Here is a 10,853-nt window from a genome sequence, read left to right on the forward strand (position 1 = left end):
CTTTTTAACTTTATCTCTCGCTCTCCTTACAAGGAGAAACCAATAAAACAACAGACTTGAATCTAAAAATTCAAGCCTGTTTCATGATATCAATGATTTTTATTATAAAATTGGTGACAGTAAGCGAGATACCGCTTCTTTAAATTTTATAAGAAGAGAGCGCTCTTTATATCGTTCAAACGTTAATTTTGAACTGCATTGCACATCTTCAAGAAACAGGTTCTGCAACTTTTCCGCAATAGGCTGGTCATATACAACTGCATTCACTTCAAAATTAAGGCTGAAACTTCGTGGATCAATATTCGTCGTTCCTACAGAAGACACTTCATTATCTACTACAATCGTTTTAGCATGCAAAAAGCCTTTTTCATAGAGATAAATATTTGCACCATACGTCAGCAGTTCGCCTACATGAGACCACGTAGCCCAATAAACAAAAAGATGATCGGGTTTGTTTGGAATCATAATATGAATCTCTACTCCAGATAATAAAGCAATTTTACAAGCATCCATAAAGCTTGCGTCTGGAATAAAGTAAGGCGTTTGAAGGTACACACTTTCTTTGGCCGACATAATCAATGAGATATACATGTTTTTCAGATGCTGAGTAGTCGAGTTTGGACCGCTTGCTACAATTTGTACAGGAACCGTTCCAGAATGAGTTTCTGTACGATGCAAAAATTGTTCCAGTTCAATTGGCTGCTTTGTTGCTTGATGCCAATCTAAAATGAATCTCCCTTGAATATCGTTCACTGACTCTCCTTTAATGCGAAAATGAGTGTCTCTCCAATAACCCATTTTTGGATCTAACCCTAAATATTCATCTCCTACGTTAAATCCTCCTATGTATGCTACTTCACCATCAATAATACAAAGCTTTCGATGATTTCGATTGTTAATCCGAAAATTAATTAAGCGAAGAATTGAAGGGAAAAACGCTTGTGCTTCGCCGCCATATGAAATAAGCTCCTTAAAAAATGATGGCGTCATTTTTCTAGATCCTACTTCATCATAAAGAACGCGAACCTTTATGCCTTCTTTTGCTTTTTTTGTTAGCTCATCTCTTAATTTTCCCCCAAGATTATCTCGTTGAATAATATAATATTGAATATTAATTTCTTTTTTAGCATTTCGAATGTCCTCAAACAATGCATCAAATTTCTGATTACCATCACTAAAGATATCAATTTCATTGTCCGTGCGCACGAGTGACTTAGAAGAATTTAAATTAGTGAACAGCAGTTTATTATGTTGAATCAATAAATCATTTCGATACTCATGGGTAGCTTTAAGTTCTTTTAGTTGTTCATCTACTGAAGATCTTAAATATTCCCGCTCATCAGATGATAACTTATAAAAGTTCTTCTGTTTTAGCTGTCTTCCAAAGAATAGATATACAATAAAGCCGACAATCGGTATAAAAAATAAAATAAGAAGCCACGCCCATGTCGATCCTATATCCCTTCGTTCGATGAAAATAAGAATACCGGCTAATAAAATATTAATAGCTGTTACAACAGATACACTTAGTGTAAAGATATGGGCAAATTCCATCCTTTTACTCCTTTCTTTCTACTACATCGCTTTATTAACTCATTCCCTTTTTTAACGTTCTCATTCACCTTACTATACATAACACAGATGGCTTGCTTTTTCACCTTTAGGATCCAAATTTTATTGTTTCTTTCTTTTTTGCTACACTAAAAATGTGGAATATTTCTTTTTATTGTGTATTAAAAATAAGGGGGAAATAATTTGTTTTTTTTCTTTTATTTTTCTTAGCCTCACCAATGTATTTGTCAGTATTAGCCTGGGGTATACGGCTTATTAATTATTTAGAAAAGCATTTATTGGAGGTATTCTTACGTGTATCCTTACTTGCAGCGCTCCTATCATGTTTGTATGGTCTTCCCTGTTTCTATCAACGGGCATATCACTTTTTCTCTACTTTCTCATTATTTGCTCAAAAAAGCACATATCATCTAATATATAAATAAAAAACACGAAAATCTAAGATTTCCGTGTTTTTTATCTACAAGCTGTATACGTAATAATCCTGCACGTGATATGAATTGAAACCGCATGTTTCGTAGAGTTGCAAAGCGCGTTTGTTTTTCGCTTCAACCTCAAGAAATATATCATATCCTAGCCGAAGCTGCTTTAAAACAACTTGTTTTAAAGCAGCTTTTCCTATTCCCAATTTTTGATAAGAAGGTAAAATACCAAATCCATAAATCCATGCTTCGCTTTTATCATAAGATACCCTTAACTTTCCAACCGCTTGATTATTGTACTCTACGATAAAATGATTTTGCTGTTCTTCCGTTTTCGTTTGTTCATAATAAGCAGCTGCTTCTGTTAAAGACATACCAAAGCATTCCACATCAACTTGCATTTCCATTTTCATATCGGTATCTGATTGGGAAGAGCGAAGTGTAACAAAGGGATTATCATCTTCCAATTCTTTTTCTGTCCACTTCATTTGATATTCTGAAAAAGTAAATGAACATGGAATTTGCTTTAAGAACTCCCTGCCTGAAACCGAATCGCCAGGAGCATTCAATAAAATCTCTGTATACCTGCGCTTTTTACATATATGTAAAGCTTGAGAAAACAGCTTTGAAAAAATCCTTTTTCGGCGATAGCTAGGAGCGACCATTCCGCATATTTCTACTGTATTCCCAAACCCATAAAGACCAATAAATCCAACAAGCTGATTATCTTCATAATGAAAAAAATCGTTAACTTCATTTTGTTTTCGACTTCGTAACATATCAAAATTCAGCTTCAGCTCTATATGTTCTTCTTGTTCGCAAATAGACTGTAGTTTCTGTATATCTTCTAGTACATGTTGTGCTAACATACGTATCCTCCTTCATCTCTCTTTTTATTATAAGTTCGGCTTTATTTAACTTTTTCCTTTCATCTTTAGCGCAATAGTCGAATAATTATAGGGTAAAAGCAAGATCAAAAAGCATATAGAGTAATCAAACTAAATAGGCGGGATGCTTATGAAAAAGACCATTTTAATAAGTTTTATTGCACTAGTTGCTTTAACGATTATTTATTGCCTGCAGAAAGAATTTATTTTTGCCTTAGCTTTGTGGAGCATTTATGGAACAGTACTATCTGTTTTTGTATATTTTTCTTTTTACAAATCAACGGAAGATCGCGAGGAGGAGTAACAATAAAGCTATTAAAAGGTCTGTGAAATAAACCTTTTTACAGACCTTTTATAAATTTACAACTGGGATATATGTTGGTAACAATTTAGAAACAAGTAACCCTTATTCTTAGTGTTATAGAAAAGTCATTACCTATTTCACTAAGGAGTTGGATATTTGTATGAAGACAATTACAAAATCTATATCGGTTTTTGCATTAGCAGCGGGCTTTGCTTTTTCATCCCTATCTGGAACACTGCCATTCACTCACGAGCAAACAGCAAGTGCAGCAGAAAAAATAAACGCACCGTTCAGCGTATATGAAGTGACCGCAAACGTACTTAATATACGTTCAAAGCCTAGCACTCAGGGAAAGATTCTTGATACATTAAGAAAAAAAGATCAAATCGAAGTAGTCAAGTTTGTAAATGCAGACTGGGCTACCATTAAAATAATTGGCGGCACCGGATATATCAGTACTTCCTATTTAATGAAAGTCCCTACTACTGTTCGTACAGCTGCTAACCTTAATTTACGTACAGGGCCTAGCACAAGCAACAAAGTTGTAACAACTATTCCTAAAGGAAAAAGCGTCAGCTTCTTAGCTTGGGGCTACTCCAAAGATAACAAGCTTTCATTTGATTGGGCTTTTGTAGAATACAACGGCTTTAAAGGATATGTAAGCACTTCGTACTTACAGTTACCTAATTATAGATAAAAACAGATAACTCCCTTGAATTATTTCAAGGGAGTTTATTTATAGACACCTTATTAATAGTGCCCTGCCCATGAAGCACCGATGATAATTAGCAAAATAAATAGCACAACGATTAGCGCAAAGCTACTTCCGTGACCTGCTCCGTATCCGTATCCATAACCATAACCTCCGTAAAAACTCATTTTCTTTCACCTCCCTTTTTTGTAGAATATGTGAAGGGAAATGAAAACGAACATGAGTATTCTTTATCACAAAATTCATTATAATTTATAAGCGTTAACTCTTTTACTAGTAAGGCATAGGATATAGCATCCCGTGGTTCATCTCTCTTTCCCTCGTTCCAACTTTTAAAGTAAGGGTATATTCCAGCAATACAAAAAAAGAAGAGTTTATATAACTCTTCTTTTTTATTGAACTGGATTATCAACTTGCATGTAGTCATTATAATATTCTTCTAACGTAATTCCTTTTTTATACACTTTAGAGGCGAGTTTTTTTCCGACAAATCGTATATGCCACGGCTCATATTTATAACCCGTAATCTGCTGCTTTCCCTCTGGATAGCGAACAATGTATCCGTATTTATATGAATTTCTTTCAATCCATTTGGCTTCAGGAGTCTCTTTAAAACAATCTTGAGCCGCACACTTACCTGTGCTGCTTGATACATCTATACTTAAACCAGTCTGATGCTCACTGCTGCCTGGATGGGCGCTATAATGACTGGCTGCCGCTTCTCCATCTTGCTTTATGTACGCTTGATAAAGAGATTCCTGGCGAATTTGAGAACGATAAGCGGAAACACCGGCTAGGTAAATCCCTTCTCGTTCAGCAGCTGAAAACATTCTTTCTAACGCTTTTGCTGCTTCTGTACGCATTTGTCGCTTTTCAATTTTTTCTTTAAATATAAACCGAACGTCTGGGTATACAAGGTCAGTGGGTTCATAATGATCAGGAAGAAGATTTTGTTTATTTACTAGCACGGCAATGGATTCGGGGTTCCCAACAACTTCTATGCTATTTTGCTTCTGTTTAGAAGAAGATAAAGGATTATGATCAGACGTGTTCAAATGATCGTCGTGCTGAAATAATCCTTGATAGCCTAGATACGAGAATCCTGCGATCACACCCAGCACTATTAGTAAAGCCATTTTTTTATAAAGTTTCATATTTCTATACTCCTGACATATTTTCAGCTTTTTAGGCCACTCAAACATTGTATATAAATCAAGAAATAATTACTAATATAACAAACTAATTCCTACTATAAATTTCAGTATGCCCGGACCTAATTTTTTTCAAACGTTCATTTTAAACGTAAAAAAGAGATGTCTCCTAAAAGACATCTCTTTTTATTTCTATTCTATAAGACTAGTATTAGTCGATAACTGTAATTTTAACTGATCTTCTGCCCCAGTCTTGTGCAGCACTATCTGAAGAAACGAATACATCAATTCGATTTCCTTTAATTGCGCCACCCGTATCTGCCGCTACAGCTTGACCATAACCTTCAACGTATACTTTTGAACCTAATGGAATAACGCTAGGATCAACCGCAATTACTCGTTGATTTGGATTTGATTTTAAATTTACTCCAGTAGCTGTCGTACCACTGCATCCAGCACAGTTAGCTGTATAAGCTGTTGCTTCAACAGTCATAGACTTGCCGCTAGCTTGCTGTTGAGACTGCTGTTGCTGCTGTTGAGCTGCTTGTTGTTGCTGAGCTGCTTGTTCTTTTTGTGCTTGCTCTTGAGCTGCCTGTGCTTGTGCTGCTGCTTGAGCTTGCTCTTGTTCTTTTTGTGCCTGCTCTTGGGCTGCCTGTGCTTGTGCTGCTGCTTGAGCTTGCTCTTGTTCTTTTTGTGCTTGTTCTTGTGCTGCCTGTGCTTGTGCTGCTTGAGCTTGCTCTTGTTCTTTTTGCGCTTGCTCTTGGGCTGCCTGTGCTTGTGCTGCTGCTTGAGCTTGCTCTTGTTCTTTTTGTGCTTGTTCTTGTGCTGCCTGTGCTTGTGCTGCTTGAGCTTGCTCTTGTTCTTTTTGTGCTTGCTCTTGGGCTGCCTGTGCTTGTGCTGCTTGAGCTTGCTCTTGTTCTTTTTGTGCTTGCTCTTGGGTTGCCTGTGCTTGTGCTGCTACTTGAGCTTGCTCTTGTTCTTTTTGCGTTTGTTCTTGTGCTGCTTGTTCTTGCTGAGCTTGTGCCGTTTGAGACTGCTGCGCTTGTGGAGCTGCCTTTGCTACTGGCGCACTAGCTGTTTGAGATTGAGCTGCTTGTGCCGTTTTAATTTTAAATTGTTCTCCAGGGAAAACTAAGTCTGATGTTAAACCGTTCCATTCTTTAATTTCTTCTACTGTTACGCCATAATGTTGACCGATTGACCACAAAGTGTCACCACGTTTTACAGTATGTACGATTTCTTTTATGCTAGATAAGTTTAGTGTCTGATTTGGATAAATTAGTGTTGATGTTAAGTTATTAGCATCTTTTAGCTCGTCTACGCTCACATTATGATTTTGAGCGATTTTCCATAAAGTGTCACCTTTTTGTACTTCATACGTTCCGCTTGTAGAGGCAGATGCTGCACCTACAAATCCTGCTGAAAGAATTGCCGTTGTCCCTAGAGTAAATACAAATTTCTTCATTTTCCGAATACCTCCTTATTTACTCAATGACTGAATGATACCACCTGTTCATTTCACTTCCATTACAGGAATATTTTACTTTTATTACGGATTTAATTAATTTTAAACATTTTCTTGTAATATTTCTGACAATTCATTTTTGAATAATGATTAAATTTCATCAAAATCATGTCAAAATTTGAAGAAAACTCTATAAAAAGTTGGAGTTGTATTCGGTGATAAAAGTAACTTATCAGCAAAAAAACCTTCTAAAAGCAGTTAGCTTTTAGAAGGTTTTTTTACTGATATGAAACAGTTAAAGTTGGAGCGTATGCAGGATTGTCGCCCCCATAAATTTCAACTACGTCACTTAAAAAGTCCGCTGGACCTGAGCTTGACAAGCGAAACTGAGTTTTGCCGGTCCTATTCATATATCCCCAAAGCGAGGAAGGAAGTTGAATAGTTGTATATCCATTATTGAGTGAAGGCACTGACATTTGGAAGCCCCCTGAAATAGATGGTGAAGCCTGATAATCTATTTGTTCTAAAGTGCTGCTAGTTCCAAATACACCGCTTTTAATATCGCCTTTCAAAGATGAAATATTACCAGTTGAAGATTTGCGATAAATTTTTAAAGATACATCCGTAACGATTGCATCATCAGGTAAAGAACTTGTATCAAAAGATAAAATGGTTCGGTATGTGTCGGTATTGTACATTCCTTTATCCCCAATTTTATGAATAGAACTACTCATACCGTCAGCTGATAAGTTTCCGATAAATCCATCTTCAGCAGCAAGCGAAGAAAATACTGAAGATTTCTCTGAAGTTCCAGAAATTTGATAAACTTCCGTCTTTACTTCCTCTTGGTTACCCGCTGCGTCTACACTAAAAAATTTTATTGTTTTGCTAGAGTTGATGGTAATAGGCTCAGAGTACTTTAGAGAATTAACAGTTGGTATGCTTCCATCTAATGTATAGTAAGTGGTGGCAGGTTCATTGGTTGATAATGTGACAGAAACAGAACTTCCATACGTTCCTCCCGCTGGTGAAGCAGTTGTAACCGGTGGGGATATATCTCCTGGATTAGGAGCATCACCACTTTTCGAATGGCTTTTAAAAAAGTTCCAGCTTAATTTAGTTGCATTTGGTCCTTTAGGATCTGTATAAGAACCAGATGTACTTCCTCCTGACCAAGCATGTCCCATTCCTTCTATCGTGTACTTTTCCATTACTGTTTTTCCTGCTGTATCTTTGTAAATATATTGCGTATAGCTTCTTCCACCAGATACTGTACCTGTTGAAGTTTGATCTGCCGTATCATCAATATTGTTATTATCCAGCCCATCAGAGGCTCTATCATTTGTTTGAGCCCATTGCGATAATATTTGATGCGCATTTATAGGCGCAACAGTGTAGTCAGCTGTTCCATGAAACAAAATAATTGGAACCACTCGTTTATGATCTCCCATGGCTGAATAGGCTAAATCTCCCTGTTGGATAGGATTAGGACCTCCACTGCTCATTGCTGTATAAGCACCTGTCACACTAGTCGCTGCTTTATATTCTAAGCCAGCCCCAACGCTGATAGCCGCAAATATGTCTGGATAAGTAGCTCCCATAATAACACTCATAGCTTCACCAGCAGATAGCCCTCCAACAAAGACTTGGTCGGCATCTATTGAATAACTGCTTTTTATTTGATTGACCATTCCAGCAATTAACGCTGGTTCACCGCTTCCCGTTGATTGATGAGCTGTATCAAACCAGTTCCAACACTTATTTGAATTAGCAGAAGAGGGTTGTTCTGGATAAAGAACAAGAAACTTCTCTGTCTCCGCCAGTTCATTCATTTGGGTTCCTGCTGCAAATTGATCAGGGTCTTGAGTACAGCCATGTAGCATAACTACTAGAGGTAAAGCAGCATCTCCCTGATAACCGTTAGGTACGTACAGTTTGTATGTCCTTCCGTTATATGTTTTAGAGGTAAAACTTCCTGCGGCTGAAGAAGATACAGCACCCAAAGATAAAAAAAGTATAAAAATCATCCCTGCTATAAATAATCGTTTCATCTTCCTGCTTCCCCCTTATATTGATATGGTTATACTTAGCAGCAAACGTACGTACATATCGGTATGGTATGGAATGGATAAGAGTTATTAGTAAGATAATAGCAAGTTTTTATGTAATGAAATTTATATTAACTGCACGATTTGCGTACGGTTATGAGGACGAATAAAATCATTCATCTCCCAAATAAAGAAAACGCTTACATAAAACTGTAAACGATTGTGCCGATAAATACTATAAAAAAGACATACCTTTTAAAAATAGGCCGGTATGTCTTCTATGGACTGCTTACTTAAGTATTCATATTGTGACTCGCTGCAATTTACCATAGCAATGGATTGAGGATAACGCTGTAAATGAGAAGGGAGCTCCTTAAACCCAAACTGATGATAATATTCAGGAAGAATATCGCTATAAAGCATAAAAATAGCGCTGCGCTTCTCTATCTTCATCTTTTTAAAAAAGTCTTCAAGCATATCTCGGCCATACCCCATTCGTTGATAAAGCTGATGAACAACAACGGACCCAATACCATGCAAAGCAAACTTTAATCGAGGAGTTTGTAAAAGAAGCAAAATAAATGAACCAATAATTTGATTCTCTTCATTTACATATACATACCGAATTCCATATGTTTCTTCTTTTTGATTATCTCTAACATACTCTTTGTACGTCCTGCCTTTAGGCCATGCCGCATATCCCATTTGATAGACTTCTGCCAATTCTTCAGACTTTATTTTTCTTAATAACATGAACATCCCCTCTTTATTTATAATCCCATACGTCAGCAGACATTTTTTATAGAGTTAAAAATAGTTCCTGTATGTATATATTATACTTCATCCTACGGAAGCTTTCTTGCTCGGAGTACTATTAACAGCTAATATGTAGGCTGCTTTCTCAAAAAACTAGAAAGATTCCTGATAGTTGTTCTTCACCCATATCAGTCATATATGTAAAGATACTCTTTATCATTCCATAAAAACATAGAGATGTAAATATATTTCCAGCTTCACTTAACATTCATTATGTATCACCTATCAAAAAAGAAATTGGGCCATAACGAAATGAATGCAATCTAAAGACGAACAACCCGGATAAATAACCTGGGATGCTTGTTCCGCCGCTGTTGCTTTACGTGCAAGGCTTCGCTTTCCGCGGGCGATGGAGCCTTGCCCTCCAACCAACAGCTAGAAGCACCTCATACTGAAACCTACGTTCACCATGACCATTAAAAAACACGAACTATCTATTTTTGATAGATAGTTCGTGTTCAACGTTAACTAAACTGCTTTTGTCCCAGCATCTTTATAGTAAAAGTAATCATCATTTTTAAGCTTTTTCGTTCTCTACATACTCCACTAGATGAAAGAAAAAGCGATATGTAAGAACAAGAGCTTCACCTATTGACATTTTTTCATCAAACTCTTTTATAGCATCTAACTCAATATTCACATCCCATAATCCATCTTTATCATTAAATAAAAGCTGGACGCTTGTTGGGCCGTCATTAAGCTCTTTAGCAAAAAATTGTTTTAGTACAGAACCGAATTTTTTTTGCATATGTAGCCCCGTTAATACTTTATATGTGCCAAACACATCATCCACTTCAAAAGAACATCCATCAAGCTTAATAAATTCAAACCATTTTGATTCTACATATAGAAATTCACTTCTGTGTTCTTTTAAGTAAGAAAGAGGAGTATCTAAAAACGAAAGAGGAGATTCTTCTGCGATCAGCTCGTCCGTTTCTTTATCTACTCTTTCGATATAAGAATCTTTAAAACGTGAAGATGCCTCTTTTTCTTCTATCATCAGGTTTTGCGGCACCAACTCTTTTTGCAACGCATATTCCTTTTCTTCTTGATATAGAGATAAAGATTGACCTTGAACGTTCATTTCTTTTTCAATATAAGTTTGAATATTACTTTGTAACATAAAAAACCTCCTGATTAATCTGCATCACTATCTTATATCATAACCTAAACAAGTGTTTATAAATATAGCCAAACAAAAAATCCTTAGGCTATGCCTAAGGATAGTAATAATATATTCAAGTATGTATAAAAGATAATTTGGTTGCGGGGACAGGATTTGAACCTGCGACCTTCGGGTTATGAGCCCGACGAGCTACCGAACTGCTCCACCCCGCGATAATAAAAATGCCTGGCAACGTCCTACTCTCACAGGGACAAAGTCCCAACTACCATTGGCGCTAAAGAGCTTAACTTCCGTGTTCGGTATGGGAACGGGTGTGACCTCTTCGCTATCGCCACCAGACAAGAGATTGC

At 36.7% G+C, this 10,853-nt stretch carries 11 protein-coding genes, 1 tRNA gene and 1 rRNA gene; 2 read left to right on the plus strand and 11 right to left on the minus strand.

Annotated elements, in window-relative coordinates; translation table 11 throughout:
* Positions 1-102: 102 nt before the first annotated feature.
* Positions 103-1,554 (minus strand): cardiolipin synthase, encoded by a 1,452-nt coding sequence (gene cls / locus MMB69_RS24830; protein WP_264408846.1) that lies wholly within the window; start codon positions 1,552-1,554, stop codon positions 103-105.
* Between the two features lie 478 nt (positions 1,555-2,032).
* Complete coding sequence (locus MMB69_RS24835) at positions 2,033-2,863, minus strand: GNAT family N-acetyltransferase (RefSeq protein WP_277448572.1); 831 nt, start codon at positions 2,861-2,863, stop codon at positions 2,033-2,035.
* A gap of 148 nt (positions 2,864-3,011) precedes the next feature.
* Here MMB69_RS24835 and MMB69_RS24840 point away from each other — a divergent pair, with 148 nt between their 5' ends.
* Both MMB69_RS24840 and MMB69_RS24845 read left to right on the plus strand, forming a co-directional pair.
* Positions 3,012-3,185 (plus strand): hypothetical protein, encoded by a 174-nt coding sequence (locus tag MMB69_RS24840; protein WP_013081589.1) that lies wholly within the window; start codon positions 3,012-3,014, stop codon positions 3,183-3,185.
* A gap of 160 nt (positions 3,186-3,345) precedes the next feature.
* Positions 3,346-3,882 carry an SH3 domain-containing protein gene (locus MMB69_RS24845; RefSeq protein WP_277448573.1) on the plus strand — a complete coding sequence of 179 codons (537 nt, stop codon included), beginning with the start codon at positions 3,346-3,348 and terminating at the stop codon, positions 3,880-3,882.
* A gap of 53 nt (positions 3,883-3,935) precedes the next feature.
* Here the strand turns inward: MMB69_RS24845 and MMB69_RS24850 are convergent, their stop codons facing one another.
* From MMB69_RS24850 to rrf, 9 genes are all read right to left on the minus strand, one after another.
* Positions 3,936-4,064: a YjcZ family sporulation protein gene (locus tag MMB69_RS24850; protein ID WP_013055210.1), complete on the minus strand. Its 129-nt coding sequence runs from the start codon at positions 4,062-4,064 to the stop codon at positions 3,936-3,938.
* 225 nt (positions 4,065-4,289) lie between these two features.
* A complete protein-coding gene (locus tag MMB69_RS24855; RefSeq protein WP_277448575.1) occupies positions 4,290-5,051 on the minus strand; it encodes a M15 family metallopeptidase in 762 nt (253 codons plus the stop codon).
* A gap of 208 nt (positions 5,052-5,259) precedes the next feature.
* The gene (locus tag MMB69_RS24860) at positions 5,260-6,513 is read right to left on the minus strand and encodes a LysM peptidoglycan-binding and 3D domain-containing protein (protein WP_277448576.1); all 1,254 of its coding nucleotides are present in this window, start codon (positions 6,511-6,513) and stop codon (positions 5,260-5,262) included.
* A gap of 278 nt (positions 6,514-6,791) precedes the next feature.
* A complete protein-coding gene (locus MMB69_RS24865) occupies positions 6,792-8,564 on the minus strand; it encodes an extracellular catalytic domain type 1 short-chain-length polyhydroxyalkanoate depolymerase (protein ID WP_277448577.1) in 1,773 nt (590 codons plus the stop codon).
* 252 nt (positions 8,565-8,816) lie between these two features.
* The gene (locus tag MMB69_RS24870) at positions 8,817-9,314 is read right to left on the minus strand and encodes a GNAT family N-acetyltransferase (RefSeq protein WP_013055206.1); all 498 of its coding nucleotides are present in this window, start codon (positions 9,312-9,314) and stop codon (positions 8,817-8,819) included.
* A gap of 288 nt (positions 9,315-9,602) precedes the next feature.
* On the minus strand, positions 9,603-9,749 hold the full coding sequence (locus MMB69_RS24875; RefSeq protein WP_277448578.1) for a hypothetical protein: 147 nt from the start codon (positions 9,747-9,749) through the stop codon (positions 9,603-9,605).
* A gap of 145 nt (positions 9,750-9,894) precedes the next feature.
* Positions 9,895-10,500, minus strand: coding sequence for a hypothetical protein (locus tag MMB69_RS24880; protein ID WP_033580913.1), 606 nt, complete (start codon positions 10,498-10,500; stop codon positions 9,895-9,897).
* A gap of 138 nt (positions 10,501-10,638) precedes the next feature.
* Positions 10,639-10,715, minus strand: a tRNA-Met gene (locus MMB69_RS24885).
* A gap of 11 nt (positions 10,716-10,726) precedes the next feature.
* Positions 10,727-10,842 (minus strand): 5S ribosomal RNA (gene rrf / locus MMB69_RS24890).
* Positions 10,843-10,853 lie beyond the last annotated feature (11 nt).

The organism is Priestia sp. P5, assembly GCF_029522155.1.
Lineage (GTDB): Bacteria > Bacillota > Bacilli > Bacillales > Bacillaceae_H > Priestia > Priestia megaterium_E.

Coding starts and splice junctions, on each gene's coding strand:
- cls (WP_264408846.1), bottom strand. CDS start 1,554: ATGGAATTTGCCCATATCTTTACACTAAGTGTATCTGTTGTAACAGCT.
- MMB69_RS24835 (WP_277448572.1), bottom strand. CDS start 2,863: ATGTTAGCACAACATGTACTAGAAGATATACAGAAACTACAGTCTATT.
- MMB69_RS24840 (WP_013081589.1), top strand. CDS start 3,012: ATGAAAAAGACCATTTTAATAAGTTTTATTGCACTAGTTGCTTTAACG.
- MMB69_RS24845 (WP_277448573.1), top strand. CDS start 3,346: ATGAAGACAATTACAAAATCTATATCGGTTTTTGCATTAGCAGCGGGC.
- MMB69_RS24850 (WP_013055210.1), bottom strand. CDS start 4,064: ATGAGTTTTTACGGAGGTTATGGTTATGGATACGGATACGGAGCAGGT.
- MMB69_RS24855 (WP_277448575.1), bottom strand. CDS start 5,051: ATGAAACTTTATAAAAAAATGGCTTTACTAATAGTGCTGGGTGTGATC.
- MMB69_RS24860 (WP_277448576.1), bottom strand. CDS start 6,513: ATGAAGAAATTTGTATTTACTCTAGGGACAACGGCAATTCTTTCAGCA.
- MMB69_RS24865 (WP_277448577.1), bottom strand. CDS start 8,564: ATGAAACGATTATTTATAGCAGGGATGATTTTTATACTTTTTTTATCT.
- MMB69_RS24870 (WP_013055206.1), bottom strand. CDS start 9,314: ATGTTATTAAGAAAAATAAAGTCTGAAGAATTGGCAGAAGTCTATCAA.
- MMB69_RS24880 (WP_033580913.1), bottom strand. CDS start 10,500: ATGTTACAAAGTAATATTCAAACTTATATTGAAAAAGAAATGAACGTT.